This window comes from Nonomuraea sp. NPDC052634, from assembly GCF_040678535.1.
GTDB lineage: Bacteria > Actinomycetota > Actinomycetes > Streptosporangiales > Streptosporangiaceae > Nonomuraea > Nonomuraea fastidiosa.
Genome location: NZ_JBFATY010000003.1, coordinates 293,934 through 319,142, shown reverse-complemented (window position 1 = coordinate 319,142; position 25,209 = coordinate 293,934). Strand labels below are relative to the sequence as shown.

Annotated in this window: 18 protein-coding genes; 5 read left to right on the top strand and 13 right to left on the bottom strand. The window is 72.5% G+C overall.

What is annotated here, in order from left to right; all coding sequences use genetic code 11:
• Nucleotides 1-162: 162 nt before the first annotated feature.
• A complete protein-coding gene (locus AB0K67_RS17395) occupies nt 163-1,086 on the bottom strand; it encodes a DUF3068 domain-containing protein (protein ID WP_364060377.1) in 924 nt (307 codons plus the stop codon).
• Nucleotides 1,087-1,252: 166 nt separating this feature from the next.
• On the opposite strand from AB0K67_RS17395, the gene AB0K67_RS17390 reads away from it, so the two are divergent.
• On the top strand, nt 1,253-2,398 hold the full coding sequence (locus tag AB0K67_RS17390; protein ID WP_364060374.1) for an acyltransferase: 1,146 nt from the start codon (nt 1,253-1,255) through the stop codon (nt 2,396-2,398).
• Here the strand turns inward: AB0K67_RS17390 and AB0K67_RS17385 are convergent.
• From AB0K67_RS17385 to AB0K67_RS17365, 5 genes are all read right to left on the bottom strand, one after another.
• The gene (locus AB0K67_RS17385) at nt 2,325-6,488 is read right to left on the bottom strand and encodes an alpha-(1->3)-arabinofuranosyltransferase family protein (protein ID WP_364060371.1); all 4,164 of its coding nucleotides are present in this window, start codon (nt 6,486-6,488) and stop codon (nt 2,325-2,327) included. The two genes, AB0K67_RS17390 and AB0K67_RS17385, sit on opposite strands and share 74 nt — an antisense overlap.
• The gene (locus AB0K67_RS17380) at nt 6,485-7,699 is read right to left on the bottom strand and encodes a glycosyltransferase family 4 protein (protein ID WP_364060368.1); all 1,215 of its coding nucleotides are present in this window, start codon (nt 7,697-7,699) and stop codon (nt 6,485-6,487) included. Before AB0K67_RS17380 ends, AB0K67_RS17385 begins: the two co-directional genes overlap by 4 nt.
• On the bottom strand, nt 7,696-8,499 hold the full coding sequence (locus tag AB0K67_RS17375; protein WP_364060365.1) for a glycosyltransferase: 804 nt from the start codon (nt 8,497-8,499) through the stop codon (nt 7,696-7,698). Before AB0K67_RS17375 ends, AB0K67_RS17380 begins: the two co-directional genes overlap by 4 nt.
• A gap of 11 nt (nt 8,500-8,510) precedes the next feature.
• Nucleotides 8,511-8,645, bottom strand: coding sequence for a hypothetical protein (locus AB0K67_RS17370; RefSeq protein WP_329584535.1), 135 nt, complete (start codon nt 8,643-8,645; stop codon nt 8,511-8,513).
• A 121-nt stretch (nt 8,646-8,766) separates the two neighbouring features.
• A complete protein-coding gene (locus AB0K67_RS17365) occupies nt 8,767-10,341 on the bottom strand; it encodes a hypothetical protein (RefSeq protein WP_364060362.1) in 1,575 nt (524 codons plus the stop codon).
• An 80-nt stretch (nt 10,342-10,421) separates the two neighbouring features.
• On the opposite strand from AB0K67_RS17365, the gene AB0K67_RS17360 reads away from it, so the two are divergent.
• Complete coding sequence (locus tag AB0K67_RS17360) at nt 10,422-12,248, top strand: hypothetical protein (RefSeq protein ID WP_364060359.1); 1,827 nt, start codon at nt 10,422-10,424, stop codon at nt 12,246-12,248.
• 51 nt (nt 12,249-12,299) lie between these two features.
• On the opposite strand, the gene AB0K67_RS17355 is transcribed toward AB0K67_RS17360, so the two are convergent.
• Together AB0K67_RS17355 and AB0K67_RS17350 are read right to left on the bottom strand one after the other, a co-directional pair.
• A complete protein-coding gene (locus AB0K67_RS17355; protein WP_364060356.1) occupies nt 12,300-14,477 on the bottom strand; it encodes an acyl-CoA dehydrogenase in 2,178 nt (725 codons plus the stop codon).
• A 74-nt stretch (nt 14,478-14,551) separates the two neighbouring features.
• Nucleotides 14,552-15,328 (bottom strand): hypothetical protein, encoded by a 777-nt coding sequence (locus AB0K67_RS17350; protein ID WP_364060353.1) that lies wholly within the window; start codon nt 15,326-15,328, stop codon nt 14,552-14,554.
• Nucleotides 15,329-17,739: 2,411 nt separating this feature from the next.
• Here AB0K67_RS17350 and AB0K67_RS17345 point away from each other — a divergent pair.
• Both AB0K67_RS17345 and AB0K67_RS17340 read left to right on the top strand, forming a co-directional pair.
• A complete protein-coding gene (locus AB0K67_RS17345) occupies nt 17,740-19,194 on the top strand; it encodes an AMP-binding protein (protein WP_364060350.1) in 1,455 nt (484 codons plus the stop codon).
• A 5-nt stretch (nt 19,195-19,199) separates the two neighbouring features.
• Nucleotides 19,200-20,294 carry a trypsin-like peptidase domain-containing protein gene (locus tag AB0K67_RS17340; RefSeq protein WP_364060347.1) on the top strand — a complete coding sequence of 365 codons (1,095 nt, stop codon included), beginning with the start codon at nt 19,200-19,202 and terminating at the stop codon, nt 20,292-20,294.
• Nucleotides 20,295-20,481: 187 nt separating this feature from the next.
• Here AB0K67_RS17340 and AB0K67_RS17335 read toward each other — a convergent pair whose 3' ends face one another.
• The 5 genes from AB0K67_RS17335 to AB0K67_RS17315 form a co-directional block, all read right to left on the bottom strand.
• Complete coding sequence (locus AB0K67_RS17335; protein WP_364060344.1) at nt 20,482-21,183, bottom strand: OmpA family protein; 702 nt, start codon at nt 21,181-21,183, stop codon at nt 20,482-20,484.
• Entirely contained in the window at nt 21,167-21,748 is a 582-nt protein-coding gene (locus AB0K67_RS17330; protein ID WP_364060341.1) for a hypothetical protein, read from the bottom strand. The genes AB0K67_RS17335 and AB0K67_RS17330 overlap by 17 nt, the downstream gene beginning before the upstream one ends.
• Nucleotides 21,749-21,970: 222 nt before the next feature.
• Nucleotides 21,971-22,933, bottom strand: a complete 963-nt coding sequence (locus tag AB0K67_RS17325; RefSeq protein WP_364060338.1) for a GlxA family transcriptional regulator — start codon at nt 22,931-22,933, stop codon at nt 21,971-21,973.
• Nucleotides 22,867-24,351: a hypothetical protein gene (locus tag AB0K67_RS17320; RefSeq protein ID WP_364060335.1), complete on the bottom strand. Its 1,485-nt coding sequence runs from the start codon at nt 24,349-24,351 to the stop codon at nt 22,867-22,869. Before AB0K67_RS17320 ends, AB0K67_RS17325 begins: the two co-directional genes overlap by 67 nt.
• Nucleotides 24,348-24,878 carry a hypothetical protein gene (locus AB0K67_RS17315; RefSeq protein WP_364060332.1) on the bottom strand — a complete coding sequence of 177 codons (531 nt, stop codon included), beginning with the start codon at nt 24,876-24,878 and terminating at the stop codon, nt 24,348-24,350. Before AB0K67_RS17315 ends, AB0K67_RS17320 begins: the two co-directional genes overlap by 4 nt.
• Between AB0K67_RS17315 and AB0K67_RS17310 the strand changes: the two genes are divergently transcribed.
• Entirely contained in the window at nt 24,879-25,199 is a 321-nt protein-coding gene (locus tag AB0K67_RS17310) for a hypothetical protein (protein ID WP_364060329.1), read from the top strand. It abuts the gene before it with no gap.
• The last annotated feature ends 10 nt before the right edge of the window (nt 25,200-25,209 follow it).

The window sequence follows — 25,209 nt, the reverse complement described above, 5'->3', positions numbered from 1 at the left end:
GGCCTGACGATACGTCCGCGATACAGCGAACTGCAACGTGTTCTAGCCTAGAATCTTTAAACTACTACTGGCGGGTAACAAGCTTTTGTAACCCGTTCTAGTCAAGCTTCGCGTCAATGAAAAAGGGCCCGTTCGAAACGGGCCCTCAAAGCGTTGCGGTACTCAGGCGGCCGCGGCCGGGCGGCGCAGCCCCAGGATGACGCCGGCCACGACGAGCACGACGCCGACGATCAGCAGCACCAGCGGGATGACGTTCTTCAGCAGGTTGATGGCGTTCTTGGACTGCTCGGCGTTCTTGACCAGCTCGTCCACGGTCTTGTCGGTCATCTTCGCGGTCGCGACGAAGGCCTCAGAGCGCTCGACGCCGTCCTGCGTCTTCAGCACCTCGTGACGCTGCACCTCCTGCCGCACCGGAGACCCGGTGACCGGCTCGACCCAGTAGGTGGTCTTGCCATCGTACCAGCGGTCGACCTGCACGTCGCCGGTGGCGTCCTTGATGCCGAGCACGTTGGCGGGCGCGGTGCGGGTCTCGGTCTTGGTCGGCGGCACCTGCTGCTCGAAGACGTAGACCGGCAGGCCGTTGACCGTGTCCTCGCGGACGAACGTGGCGTCGAACGCCTTCTGCGCGGTGGCGCTGAACACCTTGTACGTCTTCTTCTCCACGTTGAACGGGAATTTGTAGACCTGCCCCTCCATCTGCACCGGCGTCTTCTCGACGCTCGCGCCGCAGCAGTTCAGGGCCTCGCCGGTGTAGCGGTCGAAGGCGCTGCGCCGCTCGGACAGCTCGATCAGGGGCCGCTTGTTGGTCACGTCGTTGACGACCATGGCCTCGTCCCAGACCACCCGCTCACTGGTGGCCTCCTTCACGTCGCCGCGGGTGGTGACGATGATGTCGAGATCACCGGTCAGCACCTTGAGGTCCTGCAGCGAGAAGTACCGGGCGTTCTTGGCCTCGAGCCGCGAGATGCCGAACTGGTCGGCGGGCGCGGAGATGATCTTGTCGGCCGCCCAGAATCTCAGCAGCGGCGCCAACGCGATGAAGAAAGCCCCGAACCCGATGAGGACGAGCGTGGAGATGCGACCCATCGAGGCCTCCGCATTGTAGAACATGTTGTCGTTCGGTGCGTTCGTCGAGCATCAAAGTATGACAGGGGGTGCAGCCGGTCAGCGGCGGCGGAACCACCGCAACCAAATTGATAGAAACAAGTTCTATCGTAGTTTCGGAGACCGGCAGCGGACATCTGGAGCGTGGATGAAGGGCAGGGACGCCGCACTCGACGGCATCCGCGCGGTGGCCGCGCTCGGCGTCTGGCTGCTGCACGTCGGGAGCAACACCGGCGTCATGTACCGCGACGGCATGCTCAACTGGCTGATGAGCCGCCTGGGCATCGCCGTCCCCATCTTCTTCCTCCTGTCGGGCCTGCTGCTCTACCGCCCGTGGGCGCGCGCGGTGATCGAGGATACGCCACGGCCGCGGCCGCTCGGCTACCTGTGGCGCCGGGTGCTGCGCGTCATGCCCGTCTACTGGCTGGTGAGCGCGCTCGCCCTGTGGGCGTGGACCTCGTACGACTGGACCGGCTGGCTGAAGTGGATGCTGCTCGCGCAGAACTTCTTCCCCGACGACCCGACGCCCGACGGTCTCTACCAAATGTGGACGCTGCCCATCGAGATGTCCTTCTACGTGCTGCTGCCGGTGCTGGCCTGGGCGCTGCACCGGTGGGCGCGCGGCGGCAACCGCCCGGTGCGGCTGCTCGCGGGCATCTCGGTGCTGCCGCTGATCTCGGTGGTCACCGTGGTCGTCGCCCGGCTGGCGGAGCTGCCGGACCTCGCCCTGCTGCTGCCGTACCACCTGGTGTTCTTCGGCTGCGGCATGGCGATGGCGGTGCTGTCGGTGTGGATCGGGCACAGCCGGGTCATCGAGTCGCTGGCCCCGCAGCTCCTGGTGCTCGCTGGCCTGCTGTACGTGCTGCTGAGCACCGAGCTGGCCGGCCCGCGCACGCTCGTGCTGCCCACGCTGTCGCAGTCGCTGTGGCGGCTGGCTTTGGAGACCGCGGTGTCGGTGCTGCTGGTGGCGCCGTTCGCGCTGGCGTCCAGGCCGGAGTCGCTGCGCAACCGGGTGCTCGGCAACCCCGTCGCGGCCTACCTGGGCCGCATCTCCTACAGCTTCTTCCTCTGGCACGCGCCGGTGATCACGCTGCAGCTCAAGCTGACCGGCGCGCAGCCGTTCCAGGCCGACTTCACCAGCGTCGCGGTGGTCTCGTTCGTGGTGACCATGCTGCTGAGCGTCGGCAGCTACCACCTCATCGAGGTGAGCGCGCTCAAGCTCAGCCGACACCGGTCAGCACCTGCCTCGCCGCCGGCAGCTCGCGCCGCTCTTCCCGCCGCGCCGGCTCGCTGACGAGCTGGCCGAACAGCACGCCGACCGCCGCGCAGGAGGCGAGCTGCGGCACCTGATCCATGAGCAGCTCGACGTCGATGCCGTAGTTCCGCAGCGTCATCGCGGCGGCCAGGGACAGCGCGGCCGCGCAGAACGCGCCCGCCGCCGCCCAGTGCGCGGGCCACCGCCTGGCCCGCAGCAGCAGGGTCACCAGCAGCGCGCCGAGCACCGCCAGCATGCCGGGCCAGCTCGCCGTCCAGCCGCCGAACGCCAGCGCCGCCACCACCACGTACGGCGCCCGCGGCCGCGACAGCCGGGCGGCGGATGCGGCGGCGGTCTCGCGCACGTGCTCGGGACGCGGCCCCCGCAGCACCACGGCGACCAGCGCGAGCAGCGCGATCCCGGCGAGGCCAAGCACGAGCGCGAGCCGGTAGAGCCGGTCGGGCAGGTACTCCATCGTCACGGTGCCCGTGGTCCCGGCGGGCAGCTCCCACGCCTGCTTCCAGCCGTCGATCCTGACCGGTTTGAGCGTCTCGCCGCCGATGCTCGCCCGCCAGCCGGCGTTGAAGTTCTCGTTGACGACGAGGAAGGAGTCCTTCGGCGCGCTGACGGCGACCTCGCGCTTGGAGGGCGTCCAGGTGCTCTGCACCACGCCGCCCTCCACGCCGGGCGTCCGCTCGGGCAGCGCCCCGACCACCAGCGCGTCGATCGCGTACGGATCCCAGCCCGCCACCCGCACCCGGTTGTCGCCGGCGGCGAGTGCCGCCTTCGCGCAGCCCGTGATCCGCACCGGCCGCTGTTCGAGCAGGTCGGCGTGGGTGCCGGTGACGCTGGTCGGGATCGTGCGGCCGTTCACCTCGATGGTCGGGCCGAAGCCGCACGCCAGCCGCAGCGGCACGTCGGCGGGCCGCCCCACCGGATCGACGCCGGGGATGACCAGCTCGGTCACCTGCAACCGCTGCGAGAACGGCGTGAAGCGGAGCTTGAGCGTGCGGGTCTTCATCGGCTTGAACGTCACGATGCCGTGCTCGTCCACGCGTCCGCCGCGCACCTGGCCGCCGTCCCCGCTGACGATCACGTCCAGCGTGGCCTGGTCGCCGCCAGGGCGGCCGATCTGGACGCGGGAGACCGTGATCGGCTTCTTCCACGCGACGGTGAGCACGGGCTCCTTGTCGTCGGCGTCGGGGATCCAGGTGGTGCTGTCGTCGCCGTCGAAGGCCGACCTGGGCGAGACCACGGCGTCCTCGCTGAGCTGGGACGAGCCGGTCACGCTGGTCAGGTCCGCACGGATGCGGGTGTAGCGGTCGATCAGCTCGGGGTCGCGCAGCACGGCCGTCCCCCGTACGGTCACGCTCGCCGCGTCGCCGGCGCGGAAGGTGCGGTCGAAACCGGTCTCCTCGCTCTGCTCGGCCAGCGCGACCTCGTTGCACACCCAGCGCTGCGGGTTACGCATGCAGGCGGGCCGGCCGTCGAGGCCGCGGTCCATGACGTACACGTCGCCGCCCTCGCCGGGCAGCCGGATCGTACGCCCGGCCGTGACGCCGGGGATCGACAGCTCGACCACGCCGACGCGCTGACCGTAGCTCCAGGTGCCGGACGCCGTGGCGGCCACCTTGATCCGCACCCAGCTCGTCGGCCCGTCGGGCACGCGCAGCCGCTGCGGGTCCGTCGTACGGGCGACGTCCTGCACCAGGCTGCCCGCCTCGGTCTCCACCGCCACGCGGGAGACGGACTGGCCGAGCAGCAGGTCGGGCGCGAACATGACGTTCACGTACGGGATTCGCATCCGGCCGCGCAGGTCCACCCGCAGCCACTCGCCGCGCGGGTCCTTCGTGCCGTCGCTCTCCCAGCCGGTCTTCGCGTTGCCGTCCATGGCGGCGTACGGGCCGCGCCCGGTGCTGCTGATCCCGGCCGGCGCGTACGGGTCGGCGACCGACGAGGAGGCGCTGATGCGGGCGATGCCGTCGTACTCGGCCACCGCGGCCTCGTCGAGCCAGCCCTTCTCCAGCAGGTCCAGCGCCCTGACCCCGTCGAAGTCGCTCTTGTGGTCGGCGGTGAGGGTCGGCGACCGGTTCGTGCGCAGCTCGCCGAACGAGCGCTCCTTCAGCCGCAGCGCGTCGCTCACCACGGTGGGCGCCTCGCGGGTGCCCGCGTCGCCGTTGACCAGCACCGGCTCGTCGTCGAGCAGGCCGAGGTCGCCCATCGCGAGCAGCGACTCCGGCGCGCCGCGCACGGCCAGCGCGTCGGCCGCGGGGCGCACGGAGACCAGGTCGGAGGCGCCCGTCACCTCGTACAGCTCCAGCGCGGGGAAGGCCGGGTCCAGCGCGTTCACCGCGTCGTCGGCCTCCCGGTCGCCGACCGGCTCGCCGAACGAGCGCACCTTGGTGATACCGGGCGACTCGCGCAGCGCCTCGTAGACGCGCGACGGCCAGGCGCCCTGGAGGTTCGGCCGGATGAGGTCGTTCCTGACGAGCAGGTAGCGCACGCCCAGCCTGCGCAGCACCTCGGTCACCCCCGCCGAGCCGCGCCCAGATGCCAGGCGCAGGTCGATGGCGTCGAGCAGCCGGGTCAGGCCGACCGAGCCGGGCGGCTCGATCTTCCTGGTGGTCCAGCGGGCGGTGGTCAGCGCCTGGAGCGGCTCGTCCACGGGACGGCCCCAGACGTACTCGGCGAACTTCGCGCCCGGCACGACCAGCACGCCGTCGTCGCCCGCGTTGCGGTCGAGCCAGGCGGCGGCCTCGCGCCAGTGGGCGGGCACCTCCTTGAAGTCGCCGGGCGCGGCCAGGCCCTGGTTGAAGACCGGCAGCACGAGCGCGGTGCAGGCGGCGACGGCGATCGTACGGACCGGCAGCCTGGCGTGACGCGCCAGCAGGTGCGCGAAGCCGAAGGCGAGCGCGAGCCGGACGAGCGGGTCGAACTTGCGCAGGTTGCGCAGCGGCGCGAGCGGCCCGTCGAGCAGCCAGCGCACCGCCTCCGCGGTGACCGGCTCCAGCGCGCTCGCGTGCCCGGCGACCAGCGCGACCACGCCGACCAGGAAGAGCGTCACCAGAAAGCCCCTGGCGGGCAGGTCGCGGCGGGCGAGACCGGCCAGGCCGAGCGCCGCGATCACGCCCGTGACCACGACCATCGAGGCCGCGGTCGCGATCCTGAACCCCGGCGGCTGCTCCAGGACGCCGTTCAGCGGCAGGTAGCGCACCCAGTCGGAGGCGCCGCGCAGCACGTTCGTGAGCGAGGTGACGGCCGTGGTGGTCTCGGCGGTCTCGGTGTACGGCAGGAACGAGAACGCGTACCGGCCGATCAGCAGCAGCGGCAGCGACCAGAACAGGGTGGCCACCGCGACCGCGCCCGACCACCAGCCGAGCAGCCGCCAGCGCGGCACCGGGCGCGGCCTGGTGAGGATGTAGAGCACGGGCGCGACCAGCACGGCCAGCACGGCGACCGCGTTCACGCCGCCGCACAGCGCCACCGCCAGCGCCGACCTGATCGCGCCGCGCGCCCGCTGGCCGGTCTCCGACGCGGTGAGCAGCGGCAGCAGGATCCACGGCAGCATCGCGGCGGGCAGCCATTCGACGGAGATCTCGCCGATGATCGACAGCGTGCGCGGGGCCAGCGCGTACGCCAGTGCCCCCGCGATCCTGGTGCCCGGCGAGCCGATGCCGAGCCGTCCCGCCAGGCGTTCGACGCCGAGGAAGGCCACGCACATCAGCAGCGTCAGCCAGAGCCGCTGCGTCACCCACGGCGGGATCCCCGCCAGGTCGCCCAGCGCGAAGAACGGGCCCATCGGGAAGATGTAGCCGGCCACCTGGTTCTGGAGCTGGCCGAAGTGCTGCAGGTCCCACAGGTGGGCGGCGCGCTCGAGCCAGCCGACCGGGTTGAGCGCGAGGTCCATCTTGGTGTCGGAGATGAGGTGGCCCGGCCGGGTGGTGAAGGCGAGCAGCGCGAAGCCGAAGCAGCACAGCAGCAGCCAGAACCGCCGCCTGGTCGCCTCGCCGACCGGGCGGCCCGCGCCGATGCGCCGCCCGGCCACCAGCTTGTCGGTGGGCAGCAGCGTGGGCGCGGGCAGCAGGGTCCTGACCCGCCCGGTCGCGGGCGGCCTCTCGGGCGGTGTCATGGGCGCTCCCACCCGAGGGCCGGGTCGCCGGCGCAACCGCCGCTGCGGACCTCGCCCGGGTCGCCGGCGCGCGCCTCGCTCAGGCCGTCGGCGAGGCCCTCGGAGAGCCCGAAGGCCGGGTCGGCGCCTGGGTCGTCGCCGCGCAGGAGTGCGAGGAGGCGTTCGGCGCTGTGGTCCCAGGAGAAGCGGTCAGCCCATGCCCGACATTTCACGCTATAAGTTTCGTCCAGCTCGTCGAGTGCGGCGGCGATCCCCTTGGCCAGCCCCTGAACAGGCTCGCCGTCTTCCAGCAGCAGCCAGCCGGTCTCCCCCGGCCGTACGGCGTCGCGCAGCCCGTCCACGTCGAAGGCCACCGTCGGCACGCCCAGCGCGGCGGCCTCCAGCACGCTCAGCCCCCAGCCCTCGCCCTGGGAGGCGCTGATGTGCAGCCAGGCCCGCGCGACCACCCGCGCCTTCTCCTCCTCAGGCAGGTAGCCGTGGAGCGTGACGCCCTCGGGCAGCCGGGCCCGCAGCGCCGCCTCCTCAGGGCCGCGGCCGATGATGTCCACCGTCAGATCCGGGTGGTGCTCGCGCAGCTCGGCGACGGCGTCCAGCAGCAGGTGCACCCGCTTGTGCGCGACCAGCCGCCCGAGGCAGACCAGGCGCGGCTCGCGGCTCTTTTCGACGGGGCCCGGCTGAACGACGCTGACCCCGTTCGGGATGACGTGGACGGGACCGCGCCACCCGAGCCGCTCGCGCATGGCGAGCTCGGTGGACGGCGAGACGGCCACGCTCGCGTGCCGCCGGTAGCTCCACCGCGAGACCGGCCCTTCGAGGAAGCGCCCGAAGGCCGCGAGCCACCCCGGCATGTGCACGCCGAACTGCCGGTCGTGCACGTGGTGCACCACACAGACCACCCGCGTGCGCCGCCGCACCACCCACGGCGTGAAGAACGGGATGCCGTTCTGGCAGTCGAGCACCGCGTCGAAGCGGCCCCTGCGCAGCAGCAGCCAGGCCAGCACCAGCGGATAGACGGTGAAGACACCACCCATCCGCACGAAGCGCACCCCTTCCACGAGCTCGCTCCTGCGCTGCCCGGGAGCGCGCGCGGTGACGTACGTGACCTGGTGGCCGGCCCGCGCGAAACGGCGGGCCGACTCCCAGGCGAAGGTCTCGGCGCCGCCCGCCTGGGGGTGCCAGGGGTCGCGCCAGTTGACGACAGCGATCTTCACGGAAATCCGACGGGGTCGAGCGGCGGCTCCCACGCCGGCCGCGCGGCGGACGCCGGCCTCGTGCGCAGCCGCAGCCAGATCCTGCCCAGCTCCAGCACGATGCCGGCGGTGTGCCGGGCCGGGGAGAAGCGCGAGCCCGGCATGTCGCGCCATCGCACGGGGATCTCCGTGATCCGGCCGCCCCGCTCGGCGCAGCGGGCGAGCAGCTCGATGTCGAAGGCGAAGCCGGGCGTGCGCAGCAGCTCGGCGCACTCGCGGGCGAGCGGGCCGTCGAAGAACTTGAAGCCGCACTGGGTGTCGCCGACACCGCGGACGAGCGCGCCGGCCAGCGCGCGGAACCCGTACGCGCCCAGCTCGCGGATCCGGCTGTGCCGGTTCTCCACGTGGGAGTCCCGGTGTGCCCGCGACCCGATCACCACGCGCTCACCGGACAGCAGCAGCCCGAGCGCCAGGTCGATGGCGTCGAGGTCGGTGGCCATGTCGGCGTCGCAGAAGCCGACGAAGGGCGCGCTGGTGCCGAGCAGGCCGGCACGTACGGCGGCTCCCTTGCCGGGCTTCGCGCACCGGATGAGCCGGACGGGGACGTCGCCGCGCGGCCAGTTCTCGACGATCTCGGCCGTACGGTCCGTGCTGGCGTTGTCCACGACGATGACGGAAGCGGGGAACGGCATGCGGGCGAGCTTCGCGCACAGCTGCAGGAGCCCCCCGGGTAGTCGTCCTTCCTCGTTGTAGGCGGGAATGACGATCTCAAGCAGTGGTCGCCGGCTCGTGCCCTCGTCCCCTTGCGGAGAGGGTGGCATGGCGCTTCTGGTTACCGGTCGCCGTAGTTGTAGAGCGGCTGGTTGACCGGCGTGGCCGTGGCGCCGGTGAAGGACACGGTCGTGACCGTGGCCACGAGTGCCGCCACGGCTACGCCGATGATCGCTGCTAAGAGGACTTTGATCAACGGGGTTCCTCCTGAAGCGGGCGGGTAGTGCGGGCGTCCCTCAACTTAGAACCAATTCTTGCTACTGGGAAGTAGCTAGGCCAAACTCTAACAAAACCGCTGACGAGCGTACCGATCGGCGTCAGGGGGCCGCCACCCGGCCGCCGAACCGGTACAACCGCAGGTCACCGGTATCGACCAGGACCCTTGCGCTGCGTAGCCACTGCGCGAAGCGCTCACGTTCCGCAACTGTCCCGGCGTCCACTATCACGTAGCGGAATCCCGCGGCGCGGAGATCCGGCGCGGGCCCGACTAGTACGCGTTCTACCTCCTGGGCGCGCAGGTCCTCGCTGCGCACGACCATGTCGCCGACGCGTACGGCGTCGTTGGTCACCACCCGCCGCCCCCGCACCGCGAAGAAGCGCTGGGCCGGATCGAGCACCGCCCGGTGCCCGTTCCAGGGGAAGCGCCGGTACGACTCGAACGGCAGCACCAGCACCTCCCCCGGCTCGGGGTCCCGCTCGATGATCTCGCGCGCCGCCGTCCAGCCCTCCGGGTAGCGCACCGCCTCCAGCCGCCCCAGCGCGCCCCACGCCAGGGTGGGCAGCACCGCGACCGGCACCAGCACCAGCGCGGCCACCCACGCCTTCCTCGCCGCCACGTGCTCGGCCAGCAGGCCGAGACCGAGCGCCGCCATCAGCGCGAGCGGCGCCACGTACTGCTGGGCGTCCCTGAAGACCCCGAAGCCGCCCCACAGCTCCACCGCCCACGCGAACGCCGCCCTGCCGGGCCCGGTCACCCCCACCGACGCCACCGCGAGCCCGATGGCGGCGGCCCCGGCGAGTCCCCACCTGCCCGGCATGCCGCCGCGCAGGAACGCGACCGCGCCCGCCAGTGTCAGCACCAGCCTGGCCGCCGCGCCGACCGGGTTGCCGTAGCCGGGCGGCACCGCGTACGCGTTCCAGATCCCGCCCAGCGACAGCAGGCTGCCCACCGCGCCGAACGGCGTGTCGGCCCTGGAGGCGAAGGCGGCCACGCCCACCGGGTCGCCCTCGATCCCGTACGGCCGCAGCGCCGCCGGCACCAGCCACGGCAGGCTGAACAGCGCGAGCAGCGCCGCCACCCGCGCCACCGTCCTCCAGCGCGGCCCAGCGGCGGACCCCTCGGTAGAAGACAGGGCAGTGGACAGGGCGGCCGGCAGCGCGGTGATCGCGGTCACCGTCATCGCCGCGAACCCGCCCACGGCGGCCGGCAGCATCGCCAGGGCGATCCGCCGCCGCGACCAGACCGCGCGCACCACCCAGGGCAGCCCGGCGTAGCCGAGCAGCAGCGCCCACTGGCCGATGAGCAGCCGCTCGGCGACGTACGGGTTCCACACGTAGAAGGCGCCCGCGACCAGGCGCGGCCCGAGCGACGCCGACGGCACCAGCAGCGCCGTGCCCGAGCAGCCGAGCACGAAGATGCCGAGCAGGATCGCCTTCTGCACCAGCTCGGCGGGCAGCACCTGGGCGAGCGCGGTCACCACGGCGTCGCTCGGCACCACCCTCGGCGCCCCGCCCGCCAGCCCGAACGTGAACCGGGAGAACTCCGGCTCGGGCACGAACACCATGTCCTGGATCAGCACGAATCCCCAGCCCAGGGCCGGGCCGAGCGCCAGGCAGCCGAGCACGAGCCCGAGCAGGGCGGCGGCGAGCCCGGCGCGGGCGGACTGGGACATCCCGCTATGACATCACAACCGGGACACGGCCGTTCCCCTGAGGACCATCCCTGGTTACGCTGCGCGCGGGGGAGAACGGGGTGATCATGGACGAAGGCGTCTTACAGCGCCTGCGCGGGCGCGACGCCGTGCTGGCGGCGGGTCTCGTGATGGTCGTCGTGCAGCTCGTGTGGAAGTACGAGCTGGTCAGGCGGACGTACTTCCGCCAGGACGACTTCCACTACATCATCCGCGGCCAGGAGAGCGGCCTCACCTGGGACTACCTCATGTGGGTGGACGTCGGGCACCTGCTGCCCGGCGGCTTCGGCATCTCCTGGGCGATGGCCAGGCTCGGCGGCTACAACGAGCCGCTCGCCCACGCCACCACGATGACGCTGCAGGCCGGGGCGAGCCTGGCCATGCTGCGGCTGCTGTGGGTGCTGTTCGGCCCCAGGCCCGCGATCCTCGTGCCGCTCGGGCTCTACCTGGTGACGCCCATGACCGTGCCGTCGCTGTCGTGGTGGGCGGCGGTGCTGGAGACGCTGCCGCTGCAGCTCGCGCTGCCGATGGCGCTCGCCTCGCACACCCTGTACGTGCGTCGCGGGCGGGCGCGGCACCTGGTGGCGGCGTGCGCGTGGACGGTGTTCGGGCTGCTGTTCTTCGTCAAGGCCGCGTTCATCCCCGTGCTCCTGCTGGTGGTGACCGCCGTCTGGCTGCGGCCGCGCGGGTGGTGGCGGCTCTGGCGGGCCTGGGTGCCGTACGCGGTGATCCTGGCGGCGTACGCGGCGGTGTTCTTCACCGGCCTCTACGGGTCCGTGCAGCTCAACGACAGAACGCAGACGCCCGAGCTGCCCGGCGCGGGCACGGCGGCCGAGTTCGCGTGGGTGCTCGGCTTCCGCGCGCTGGTGCCGTCGGCGCTCGGCGGGCCCTGGCAGTGGCGGCCGATCGGCGACGACTACGCGATGTCGGCCACGCCCGCGCCGCTCGCCTGGGCCGCGCTGGCCGTGGCGGCGGTCGCGGTGGCGGTGTCGCTGCGGCACCGGCGGCGCGCCTGGGCGGCCTGGCTGACGCTGCTCGGCTACTTCCTGCTCGCGGACGTGGTGCCGGTGCTGCTCGGCCGCATCGAGCTGCTCGGGCCCGGCGTGCTCGGCCACGAGCTGCGCTACCTCGCCGCGACCGCCACCGTCGTGTCGCTGGCGGCCGCTCTCGCCTTCATCCCGCTCGACGGCGAGGAGCACCCGTGGCGGCGGCCGCTCCCCCGGTGGCGGTGGGCGTGGGCGCCTTTGGCCGCCGCCGTCGCCGCGGGCTCGGTGTGGTCCGTGGCCGCGTACGCCGACCGGCCGCTCGGCGGTCCCGTGCGCGACTACGTCAGGACGGCTTCGCGGGCGCTGGCGCAGGTTCCGGCGGGTGCGGTGGTGCTGGACACGTACGTGCCGCCCGAGGTCGCCTCCCCGGCCTTCTTCCACGAGTACGCCCGGCACTCCAGGCTCCTCGGCGTGCCGCGCCCGTGGCCGGTGACGTGGACGCGGGAGCTGTCCGGGCCGGTGCGCGACCCGCTGACGTTCGATGCGCGCGGCCGGCTGCGGCCGGTGACCGTGCGCGGGCTGCGGGTGCCGCAGCGCGCGTGCGTGCCCGTCGGGCCGGGCGAGGTGCGCTTCCGTCTGCCCGCGCCGCTGCCCGGCGGGGCCTACACCGCGCAGATCTCCTACCTGAACGCCGCCCCCACCACCCTCGCCGTCCGGCTGGGCGGCCCCGGCGAGGCCCGCGTGCCCGCCGGGAAGGACCTGGGCAGGACGTTCGTGCAGGTCCACGGCCAGGGCACGGACCTGTTCCTGCGCGTGCCGGAAGGTCCCGCCGCCTGCGTCGGCGAGATCAGGATCGGCCACCCGGTCCCCGACGAGGACGGCCCGGCCATCCCTCTGGAATGACCGAGCCCTCTGGAACGACCGGCCCCCTGGAACGACCGGGCCGCCTCCGGACTACTTGCCCGGCTCGGGGTCCCTCGGCAGGCCGAGCATGCGCTCACCGATGATGTTGAGCTGCACTTCGGTGGTGCCGCCGTAGATCGTCATGGCGCGGGTCGCGAGCACCGCCCTGTTCCAGTAGCCGGCGTCGCCCAGCTTCATGTCGGCGGCGATCACGGCGGAGGCGCCGAGCAGCTCGACCGCCGTCTCCGACACGTGCTGGGCGTGCGAGGTGGACAGCAGCTTGCGTACGGAGGCGTCCGCGCCGGGCTCGCTGCCCGCGAGCTGCTTGAGCGTCACCCGCAGCGACAGCGCGTTGATCGAGTGGCCCTCGCAGACCACCTCGGCCAGCCGCTGCTTCTCGACCGGCGTCAGCTCCCTGCCGAGGCGACAGGCGAGGCCCAGCAGGTCGGGCACCGACGCGCCCGTGCCGCCCGAGCCGGACGACAGCGACACGCGCTCGTTGGACAGCGTGTTGCGCGCCACCTTCCAGCCCTGGCCCACCTCGCCCACGACCAGGTCGTCCGGCACGAACACGTCGTCCAGGAACACCTCGTTGAACAGGTTCTCGCCGGTCATCTCCGTCAGCGGCCTGACCGTCACGCCCGGGGCCTTCATGTCCACGAGGAAGTACGTGATGCCCTCGTGCTTGGAGCCCTCGTTGGAGTTACGGGCGATGCAGATGCCCCACTCGGCCACGTGAGCGACCGACGTCCAGATCTTCTGGCCGTTGAGCTTCCAGCCGCCCTCGACCTTCTCCGCCTTCATCTGCAGCGAGGCCAGGTCGGAGCCGGCGCCGGGCTCGGAGAAGAGCTGGCACCAGATCATCTCGCCGCTGAGCGTCTTGGGCAGGAAGCGCTGCTGCTGCTCCGGCGTTCCGTACGCGACGATCGACGGCACCACCCAGGCGCCGATGATCATGTTGGGCACGCGTACCTTCGCGGCCTTGAGCTCCTGCGCGATCAGCACCTGCTCGAGCGGCTTGGCGCCGCGGCCCCACGGCTTGGGCAGGTGCGGCATGACGAAGCCGCGATCGGCCAGCGCCCGCTTCTGCTCCTTGCCCTCAAGCCGCGCGATCTCCGCGATCTCGGCGCGGATCGACTCGCGCAGCTCCTCGGCGCCCTCCGGCAGGTCGATCTCCATCTCCCGCGACACGCCCGAGAGGGCCAGCTCGGCCACCTCGGCCGCCCAGTCGGCCGACGAGCCGAGCAGCGCGCGCAGGGTGAGCGCGCGGCGGTAGTAGAGGTGAACGTCGTGCTCGAACGTGTAGCCGATGCCGCCGAACGTCTGGATGGCGTCCTTCGCGCACCGCACGGCCGCGTCGGGGGCCATCACCCCGGCCACGGCGGCGGCGAACTCCAGCTCCTTGCCCTCGGCGCGGGTGGCGTCCCAGACCGTGGCGCGGGCCTGCTCCAGCGCCACCAGCATGCGCGACAGCTTGTGCTTGATGCCCTGGAACTGGCCGATCGGGCGGCCGAACTGCACGCGCACCTTGGCGTACTCGGCGGCGGCCGTCACGCACCACGACGCCAGGCCCGTGGCCTCCGCGCCGAGCAGGATCGCCGCGATCGCGCGCACGTCGGAGCGCTGCACGCCGCCCAGGATGCCGGAGGCGGGCACGGTCACGCCGTCCAGCTCGACCTTGGCGACCGGCCTGGTGATGTCGAGCGACTTCAGCTCGGTGACCGTGGCCGAGGCCGCCTCGATCAGCACCCACTCCTCGCCGTCGTCCGTGGTGACCGGCAGCACCAGCGAGTCGGCGAGCGAACCGCCCAGCACGGGCTCGGCGGTGCCGGAGACGACCAGCGAGCCGTCCTCCGTACGCGTGCCGGTCAGGTTCCCCGTCAGCGCGAGCGCGGCGGTCAGCGTGCCGTCGGCGTACCGCTCCAGGTGCTCCGGGCGCTTCGAGGCGTTGATGACCGCGCTGGCCAGCACCGTCGGCACGTACGGGCCGGGCGCCATGCGCTCGGCCAGCGCCTCGATGGCCACGGCCGCCTCCAGCAGGCCGTAGCCGGAGCCGCCGTGCTCCTCGGGCACGTGCAGGCCGAGCAGCCCCTGCTCGGCCAGGCCCGTCCAGAACGGCGGGCGCCCCTGCGAGCCCGCGCGCACCAGCTCCGAGGGGATGTTCCGCTCGGCCCAGCCGCTCACCGACTCGTGGAGCGCCTCGTGCTCCTCGCTCAACCCGATCGCCATTACTCATCCTCCAGCCAGGTCCGAGTCATGCGCAGAACCATATTCTAGAGGATGCTTCTGGCCTAGGCTGCCCGTCAGATCGGGCGAACCTGCTGCGCGAGCGTGTTCAGATCTCGCCAGCGTGCCTTGTTCGCCTCGGGGATCGAGGCCATGAGCATCGCCGGCTTCGTCTTGCCCACCTCGACCACCGAGACCATCGCCTGCGCCGTCTGCTTCTTGCCGCCCGAGGTGTACGTCACCTTGAAGCCCAGCGTCCAGCCCTTGCCCACCGGGTTCTTCATCGATGCCGTCCACTCCTCCAGCGTCGCGCCCTCCGGGAACTGGGTGCGGATCGTCCACCGGGCCGCCTGCGTGGCGATCTCCCGGTAGTCGGCGTTGGACGACGGCTTCTTCTCCGGCGCCTCGCCCGGCAGCATCGCCGAGGCGATCACCGTGTACGGCGCCTCCACCTTGCCGATGCGCTGCGCCACCGAGAACGGCGAATACGACCTCGCCTTCCACGGCGAAGCCAGCCGCGGATACGTGATACCGGCCTTCCTGTCGGTGATCGTGCCCGTGACCGCGGACGCCTTGCCGGAGAACGTCGCGAACTTCTTGCTCGCCGGGGCCGGTGGCAGCACGATAGGACTCTGCGTCGGCGACGGGCTCGCCGTCGCAGACGCCGTCGGCGTCGGCGTCGTCGGCACCGGAGCCACCTGCACCACCTCCTCCGGCTCGTTCTTCGGCACGTCACCGGAGAAGACGACGAACACCAGCAGAACGGCCAGCACGGTCGCCACAATGGCACCGAACAGGTAGACGACCCTGATCGGGATGTCGCCGATACCGCGCCGCTTCGGCGGCGGCACCAACGGCCGCACCCCCGGCTGCCCGAACCGCTGCTCTTCAGGTTGCTGCTGCCCCGGCCCGGCGTTGAGCCCATTGGCCGCCGGGGTGTCAGACCCGCCGGAGGCTCCGGCGCTTGACCCCCCGGCCGCTCCGGCATCAGGCCCACCCGCAGCCCCGGCGTCAGGCCCACCGGCCGCTCCGGCGTCAGGCACACCGGCCGCTCCGGCGTCAGGCACACCAGCGACCCCGGCACCCGCCCCCTGGACGGCCCCCTGCCCCGGACCGACATTCGCCCCTTGGGCGGGCCCCTGCCCTGGCCCTTGAGTGGGTCCTTGCCCCGGAGCCTGAGCCACCCCGGCCGCCGGCTCTGCGGCCTGTCCCGGTGCGGCCGGGCCGATGCCAGGCGTTGCGTGCGAGCCGGCGCCGGGCGCTGCCTGCGAGCCGGTGCCAGGCGTTGCGTGCGAGCCGGTGCCAGGCACTGCTTGCGCGCCGGTGCCGGGCACTGCCTGCGGACCGGCGCCAGGCACCGCCTGCGGACCGGTGCCAGGCACCGCCTGCGGACCGGTGCCAGGCACTGCCTGCGGACCGGTGCCCGGGACTGGGTTGGGGCCGGATTGCGGGCCCGGTCCCATGGGGTGCCCGGCCGGGGGCATGCCCGGCCCATGGGGCGGCACCGGATTGGGCCCCGAACCCGACATCGGGTTGGGCCCGGAGCCCGGCATCGGGTTGAGTCCGGAGCCCGGCATCGGCCCCTGAGACCCCGGCCCGTAAGCACCCGGCCCCGTCTGAGGCCCAAGCCCGTGACCACCTGACCCCGCCTGAGCCCCCGGCCCGTGACCGGTCAGCCCTGCCTGAGGCCCTGGGATGGGGTGCCCGCCCGAGTTCGGCCAAGCACCGGCAATCGGCCCCGCACCCGGCGGCGGCACAGGCCCACCCGGATACGGCCCAGGCCCCGCGTTAGGGGCGGCATCCGGCCCCGCATTGGGTGCGACGTTGGGACCGCTGCCCGGCGGCATCGGCTGGCCGGTCTGCGGCCCAGGCCCGTGGGGGCCGACACCTGGCAGCACAGGGTTCGCCCCGGAGTTCGGGCCAGGCCCGACATACGGCCCCGGACCCATGCCCGGCCCCTGAGGCCCTGACCCCTGAGCGCCCAGCCCTGCCTGAGCCCCAGGCCCGTGACCGCCCGGCCCCGCATGAGGCCCTGAACCCTGCGGGCCCGGCCCCGCCTGAGGCCCAGACCCGTGACCGCCCGGCCCCGCATGAGGCCCCGGGACGGCGTGCCCGCCCGAGTTCGGCCAAGCACCGGCAATCGGCCCCGCACCCGGCGGCGGCACAGGCCCACCCGGATACGGCCCAGGCCCCGCGTTACGGGCGGCATTCGGCCCCGCGTTGGGCGCGGCGTTCGGCCCGGTGTTAGGACCGGCACCGACATTGGGAGCGGTGCCCGGCGGCACCGGATGCGGTCCCGAGACCGGCCCCGGCGCGCCATAAGGCGGTGCGCCCTGAGCCGCGTTGCCACCGGTAGCCGGTCCAGGCGCGCCCTTCCGCCCGGTGTCCTGCCCGGCCGGCGGGAGCGGCGCAACCAGCCGCCCCAGCTCCGTCTCGGTGCCCACGGGCGGGACATGCCCCTGCCTGGCTTTCGCCCTAGCACCGGCACCCTTCCCGGCAGCCGCACCACCAGCACCCGCTCCTGAGGCAGCGCCCGCTCCCGAACCGGCGCCCTTCCCGGCACCGGTGCCCTGCCCAGCAGCACCCTGCTCCGCCGCACCACCCGGCCCCGAAGCAGCACCTTGCTGGGCAGCGCTACCCGGCCCGGCACCGGCGCCCTGCTGAGCGGCACCGCCTACCCCGACCTCAGCACCCTGCTTCGCCGCACCGTCTTGCCCGGCCGCAACGCCCCGCTGGGCGGCACCACCCGATCCAGCGCCGGCGCTCTCTCTGGCCGCACCACCCGGCCCAGAAGCAGCGCCCTGCTGGGCTGTACCGCCTGCTCCGGAAGCGGCTCCCGGCTTCGCCGCAGTGCTCTTATCCGGAGCGGCGTCCGGAGCAGCGCTCTTGTCCGGAGCGGCGCTCTTGGTGGGAGCGGCGCTCGGCTTGGAGCCGGTCGCCTGGCCGCCGCCGGCGCCGCCCGCGCCCGCGGCCGAGCCCTTGCCCGGCCCGGCGCCCTTTCCTGCAGCGGTGCTCTTGCCCGACCCCTCGGCGGCGTGGTCAGACGTGCCGGGCTTCACTGGGGCGGACGGGTCGGACGCCGACGGAAGGGAGATCTTGACCGTCTCCTCCGCGGGCAGGACGATCTTGCGGAACGGAGTGGTGGGTGGGTCATTCGTAGGTGTCTGGTCGCCGTCGTCCGCCATGGCCATGAGGTTACGGCACCCAGGAGCACGATATTTCCGCTATTCCCCCACCAGAAGATGATTCTGTAATCTCACGGAGCATGAGGGGTTTCTACGAGATCGCGGCCCACGACCCAGAACGCCCCGCCCTCCTCGGCGACGAGGGCACGACCTACGGAGAGCTGCTCGATCGCGTCAACCGCGCATCGAACGGCCTGACCTCGCTCGGAGCCGGCCAAGGCGACTGCGTGGTGACCGTGCTGAAGAACGGGCTCGACGCCCTGACGATGATGTTGGCGACGTACCAGATCGGCGTCTACCTCGTCCCCGTCAACTGGCACTTCACCACCGAGGAGATCGACTACATCGTGGCCGACTGTCAGGCCAAGGCGGTGATCTCGCCGGACGCCCTCACGGTGGCGGAGCTGATCGACGGCCGGCCCGCCACCCCGCCGGCTCTGCGCAAGGCCGGCTCGATGATGCTCTACACCTCGGGTACGACCGGCCGCCCCAAGGGCGTGCGCCGCCGCCTGCTGGACCTGACGCCGGAGGAGCTGTACCCGATCCTCATGCGCAAGAGCTGGCGGCACTTCGGGCTGCCGATGGACGGCGTGCACCTGGTGTGCTCGCAGCTCTACCACTCGGCCCCGTACGGCCAGGCGATGATGGCGCTGCAGTTCGGGCACTCGATCGTGGCGCCCGAGCGGTTCGACGCGGTGGCCACGCTGGAGCTGATCGAGCGGTACCGGGTGACGAACGCGTTCATGGTGCCCACGATGTTCCACCGCCTGCTGGACGTACCGGACAAGGAGAAGTACGACCTGTCCTCGCTGACGCACCTCTACCACGGGGCCGCCCCCTGCCCGCCGGCCACGAAGAAGGCGATGATCGACTGGCTGGGCCCGGTGCTGTGGGAGTACTACGGCTCCACGGAGGCGGCGGTGGCCACCATGGTGTCGTCGGAGGAGTGGCTGGCCAAGCCGGGCACGGTGGGCAAGGCGCTGGACGGCATGTCGTTCACGATCGTCGACGAGGACGGCAAGGAGGTGCCGCCGGGCACGCCCGGCCTGGTCTACATCGGCGGCATCAACCGGTTCGAGTACCACGGCGACCCCGACAAGACGGCCGCGTCGATGCGCGGGCGCGACTACACGCCGGGCGACATCGGCTACCTCGACGAGGACGGCTACCTGTTCCTGCTGGACCGGCGTACCGACCTGATCATCTCCGGCGGCGTCAACATCTACCCGGCGGAGGTCGAGGCGGCGCTGCTCGAACACCCCTCCGTGGCCGACGTCGCGGTGATCGGCGTGCCCGACCCGGAGTGGGGGCAGAAGGTGGTGGCGCTGATCCAGCCGGCCGACGGGGTGAGGGGCGATGACGAGCTGACCGCCGAGCTGCTGCGCCACTGCGCGCCGCGCCTGGCCAGGCTCAAGCACCCCCGGGTGATCGAGTACCGGAAGTCGCTGCCCCGCACGCCGACCGGCAAGCTGAGCAGGAGAAACGTCCGGGAAGCGTATCTTTCTGAGTCGGCTGGGCAGTTCACATCCCCATGAGGGGAATGGCCGCAGGACTCGCCGCCGCCGGAGTGCTGCTCGCAGGCTGCGGTCCTCCCCCTACGACCACGGGTACGGACACTCCCGCCGCCACGACGCCCACCACCTCGGCTCCTGCCTCCACGGCGACGCCCCCGTCCACCGCCACGCCCTCTCCCGCGTCCACGCCTCAGGCGCTGGAGGCGGCGTACGAGAAGGTGATCACGGACGTGCTGCCGTCCATCGTGCAGATCAACACGAAGGTCGGGCTGGGCTCTGGCGTGGTGTTCGACCGCAGCGGGCACATCATCACGAACGCCCACGTGGTCGGGCAGGCCACGCGGATGAGCGTCACCATCGCCACGGGCGGCGCGCCCAGGACGGCCCGGCTGGTCAAGGCGTTCCCGGCCGGAGACCTCGCGGTCATCAAGGTGGACAAGGCGGACGGGCTGCGCCCGGCCAGGTTCGGCGACTCGTCCAAGGTGCGGGTGGGGCAGATCGTGCTGGCCATGGGCAACCCGCTCGGATTGTCCGGCAGCGTGACGGACGGCATCGTCTCCGCGCTCGGCCGTACGGTCACCGAACCCCAGGACCCCGGCTCGCCCGGCGCGACCATCGCGGGCGCCATCCAGACCTCCGCAGCCATCAACCCCGGCAACAGCGGCGGCGCGCTCGTGGACCTGTCGGGGAACGTGATCGGCATCCCGACGCTCGCCGCGACCGACCCGCAGCTCGGCGGCGGGGCCGCGCCCGGCATCGGCTTCGCCATCCCGAGCAACACGGCCACCGACATCGCCCGCCAGATCGTGAGGGACGGCAAGGTCACCAACAGCCACCGCGCCGCCCTGGGCATCAGGGGCAGCACGGTCATCGACGCGGACGGCCAGCCGAGCGGCGTCGGGGTCGCCGGTGTCGAGAGCGGCGGCGGCGCCGAGAAGGCCGGCATCCGGCCCGGCGACGTCATCACCTCGATCAACGGCAAGGAGACGCCCACCATGGCGGCCCTGGCCGAGACCATCACCACGCTCAAGCCCGGCGCTCGTGTCAAGGTCGGCCTGATCCGCGCCGACGGCACAGAGGAGACCGTCACCGTCACCCTTGGAGAACTCCAAGCCGACTGAGCGACCAGAGCCAGGCCGCTGCTTCAGCCGGTTACTCCTCCTGGGGTGACCGGGCGGAGCCTCCTCTGCCGGACGACTCCCGCGGCCGCCGCGCCAGCCCCACTCCCCCAGTCACCGCTCCTGGACGGCCGCGAAGCCGCCGCTCCGGGGCGGCTCCCCGAGGTCCGCTCCCGGGCGACCGCGCGTCCTACTGCTTGGCGGTGAAGATGATCTCGACGCGGCGGTTCTTGGCGCGGTTCTCCTCCACCGGCTTGCCCTTGACCACGTTCGGCAACTTGGGACGGCTCTCGCCGAAGCCCCGGGCCTGGAGGGTGACGCCGGAGCCGGCGAGCAGGCCGCGCATGACCTTTTCGACCGCCTGGGCGCGGCGGATCGACAGCGTGCGGTTGTAGGCGTCGGTGCCCTGGTCGTCGGTGTGGCCCTCGATCTTGACGACTCCGCCGTCAACCTCGTCCTGGACCTTGCGCGCCACCTTGGCGAGGCGGTCGCGGGCCTTGGCGGTGAGCTGCCACTTGTCGAGCGCGAACAGCACGTCGCTGGTCACCGCGACCGTCACCTGCTTGCCCTGGGTGATCTCGCTCTCGGTGCCGTCCATCGACTCGACCTCGCCGATGATGTCCTCGACGGGCAGTACCAGGTCCTCGACGGGGCCGGCGGCGCCGTCCGGCACGGTGGGGGCGGGCGTCGGCGACGCCCCCGACGAGGCGAGCGGCGGCAACCCGGCCCCGGCGACCGGCGACGCCCCCCACGAGGCGACCAGCGGTGACGCGGCCCCGGCGACCGGCGGCGACCCCACCGCAGCGGCCGACGACAACCCCGCCGCGGCGGACACGGGCATCAGGCCGGACGCGGCGGCCAGGACGAGCGCGACGCTAAGAGATCGGAACATCGTCGAGCACGCCGAACATCGGCATCTCAATGTCGACCTTGGTGACCTCCGGCGGCGGCGCGGCGAAGACCGCGTACAGCGTGGAGGACTCGCCCGGCTCCAGGAACTGCCCCTGGGTGCCGGAGCACACGCACTCGGCGTCCTCGGTCGTGCCGTTGCGGGCCACCCGGTAGCGCTTGGCGTTGACGGGGTCGATGAGGGAGACCTTCGAGACGGTCAGGTCGAGCGGCCCCTTGCCCAGGCCGTTGTGCACGTTGACCTTGCCCTCTGTGGCGGTGATGGTCCAGGTGAGGCTGGCGGTCTTGCCCTGGCGGCGCAGGGAGGTGATGTCCACCCTGGCGGCGCCGGTCATGTCGCCGGCGCTGACCTTGGCGGTGCGGGTGGCGATCACGGTGGCTTCTTGGGCGGGCGGCTGCTGCGCCGGAGTGGAGGTCTCCTGGGTGGGCTGAGCGGCGGCGGCGCCGGTCGTGGGCGACTCGCCGTCACCGGTGCCCGGCGGGCCGGGGATCACGCCGCAACCCGCCAGCGCGAGAGCCGCGACGGCCGGTGCGAACAACTTTCGCATGTGTGGTCCACTTTCGTCGTCGGGGATGTTCGGCCTCACCACAGGCGGGCGGCGTTCGATGTCCGGATGATCGGGTCACACGCGCTGGTCACGCCGCGTTCGCGTCTTGTGCGCGAGCCCTTCGGCCTCGCCCTGCCCTGGCGCCATCGCCAAGTGGGGTCAAACTCTGCCACAGTTCGCACAACGGTCTCAACCGCGCCATCAAGGTCTCCGGTATCGGGCTCAGCCTGCGGCCTGGGTCATCCGGTAGCGGGAGGGCGGGATGCCGTACCGGTCGATGAACGCCTGCCGCAACGTCTCCGCCGTCTTGAACCCGCAGCGCGCGGCGACCGCGGCCAACGGCAGCGACGTCGTGGCGAGCAGCTGGGCGGCGGCCTCGGTGCGGGCCCTGCGGACGTAGCGGCCGGGGGTCAGGCCGAGATGCTTGATGAAGAGGCGGGTGAGGTGGCGTTCGCTGACGCCCGCCTCGGCGGCGAGCGCGGCGGTGCCGAGGTCGTCGCGCAGGTGGGTGGCGATGTGCTCGACGATCCGCCTGACCAGGCCGTCGGCGGGCGACGGCGGCTCGACGAACATGCTCATCTGGGCCTGGTTCCCGGGCCGCTGCAGGTAGGTGACCATGTTCCTGGCGACGGTCCTGGCCAGCTCGGTGCCGTTGTCCTCCTCGACGAAGGCGAGTGTGAGGTCGAGCGCGGCGGTGATGCCGGCGGAGGTCGAGACGTTGCCGTCGCGGATGAAGATCGGGTCGGGGTCGACGGTCACGCCGGGGAAGCGCCCGGCCAGTTCGTGCGCCTGCTTCCAGTGGGTGGTGGCGCGACGGCCGTCGAGCAGCCCGGTGGCGGCCAGCACGTACGCGCCGGTGCAGACCGACGCCACCCTGCGGCTCTCGCGGGCCAGCCGCCTGATGTGGCCGACGACGAGCGGGTCGGCCGCGGCGTCCGCGTAGCCGATGCCGCCGGAGATCAGCAGCGTGTCGAGCGGACCCTTGACGCGTTCGAGCGCGAGCTGCGCGTCGATGCGCAGCGCGGTGCCGGTGGTGACGGGGCGTCCGCCGGGGGTGGCGACGCGGTACTCGTAGTACGGCAACGCGCCGTGCCAGTTGGCGCTCTCCAGCGTCGAGGTCACGCAGGCGATGTCGAGCAGCTCGGCCGCCTCGTACGCCACCACGACGAACCGTCGTCGGTCCATGGCTCGACTGTAGGTCCGGCGGACCGAGAACCCAAGTTTCCGGACATGTCCGGCCGCCTTCCTTGGCCCCGGCGGACCCCGGCGGCGACAGTCGGGACATGACGACGACCACCACCGCCGCCCGTACCGGCCGCAACTGGGGCAGGTTCGCCCTCCACTACGTCGAAATGATCATCGCGATGTTCGCCGGGATGCTCCTCATCGGCATGCTCCGCTCCGCCGCCGGCCTCGGCCTCTCGCACGCCGAGCAGCCCGAGCTGTGGTATCTGGCGATGGCGCTCGACATGTCCATCGGCATGGCCGCGTGGATGCGAGTGCGCGGGCACCGCTGGGCGCCGACGCTGGAGATGTGCGCGATCATGTTCGCCCCGGCCGTGCCGTTGTTCCCGCTGCTGTGGGCGGGCGCCATCGACGGCGGCGTGCTCATGCTCGTCGCGCACGTCGGGATGTTCCCGCTCATGCTGGCGGCGATGCTGCGCCGCCTCGACGAGTACGCCGGCTGCGGTCACTGACCGCCTTGCGGTAGCCGTCCAGGACGTCCTGCCGCAGCAGGTGCCCGAACCCGGCCCGCGCGAGCCGCATCCCCAGCTCGGCCTCGGTGACGCCGAGCGCGGCGGCGGTGTCACCCGGTCGGGTGCGCCGAGCGGCCCGGCCGCCATCACCGAGTCGTGGAACTCCGCCCACTCCCGCTCGACGCGGGCGGCCGCCTCCCGCAGGTCGGCGAGCGAGCCGATGGCGTCGGCGTCGAGCTCGGCGGTGAAATCCCGCGCCGGGTAGTACAGCGCGTACTCGTGGATCAGGTCGCCGTACATGTCGCGGACGAGCGTCGGGTGCAGCGCGCGGTAGTCCTCGGGGTGCGGCACCACGAAGGCCGTGGCCAGCGTGTCACCCGCGTAGAGCAGCAGCCCGCACTGGCCGGGGTGGATCTCGAAGACCTTCAGCGCGTCCTCCAGGCCGCGTACCTCGGCCCCGCTGTACGCCTCCTCGATCCGCGGTGACAGGCCGTGCGCGAGCGCCTGCCGCGACCACTCGTCCCAGGCCGTCTCAGGGCCGCCGAAGTGGAGCGCGAGGAAGCCTTCGACGGCCAGGTGCAGGGGCAGGAAGCGCAGGCGGTGCTTGTCGGCCCTGCGGGCCATCCTGCGGCGGATCCTGATCGGCACGTGGCGCAGCGGCTGCCCGAGCTGGGTGCCGTACGCCGCCGCCGGGGTGCCGTCGGCGGTCCACGACGCGACGAACGCGTGCGGCACGTACGCGGTGTAGAGCGACCTGTCGGGCAGCGTCACCACGGAGAGCTCGTCGCCGTACACCTTGGCGTGCAGCCGCAGGTCCTCGATGGGGGCGCGGCGGACGAGCGGCACCAGCCGCAGCGCGCCCCAGGTCTGGGCGGGCCGCGTCTCCAGCCCGGTGAGGTCGATCATCGTGCCTCCAGCGCCCGCGCCGCCCGCTCGGCGAGGTACGCCCGCAGCTCGGCCGCCCCGCTGCGGCCCTCGGCGAACCTGGCCAGCTCGACCAGCGCGGGCAGGTCCTCGGCGTCCCTGATGCCGGCCGTCGGCACGACAGGGGACAGCCGCCGGACCTCGAACCGCTCGGCGTCGTAGACGGGGTCGAGGTGCACGATGCCCACCTCGCGCGCCGGGTCGAGCCTGCGCCGCCACACCCGCAGCACCTCGCAGGCCAGGCCGGGGGGCGCGTTGTCCCAGCCGTCGGAGACGATGACGAGCAGGCCGGGCCGCCGTTCCAGGGCGTCGATGACGCGCCGCCCGAGCGGGGTCGGGCCGGTCGGGCGGGCCTGGAGCGGGTCGTCGCGCCGCGACAGCCACAGGCCGTGGTAGTCACCTGCCAGCGCCTCCAGCAGGTAGTGGCAGGCCAGCGCGACCGCGAGCGGCCGGCGGCGCTTCTGCGGGGAGGCGAAGGAGGAGAAGCTGTCGTCGAGCACCGCCACCACGTGCCCCAGGTGCCGGCCCGGGTGCCCGCCGCCCGCGACGCGGCCGCGCGCAGCGCGGACACCAGCTCGTCGCGCCGCCGCTCGCGTACGTCCGCCGCCAGCGAGAGCACGTACGAGGCCACCCTGACCAGCGGCAGCGCGGCCAGATCCGCGTCGGTGCCGAGGCCGTCGCGCTCGGCGGCACCGCTCAGGCGCAGCCGTTCGAGCCGGGTCAGCCGGGGCGCGATGTGCTCGAGGAAGTGGTCCCTGGGGATGCCGTGGCGGGCGGCGAAGCCCTCGGCCACCGTGTACGGCAGCTCGTACAGGGCGTTCTTGTCGTAGTGCGCCCGCC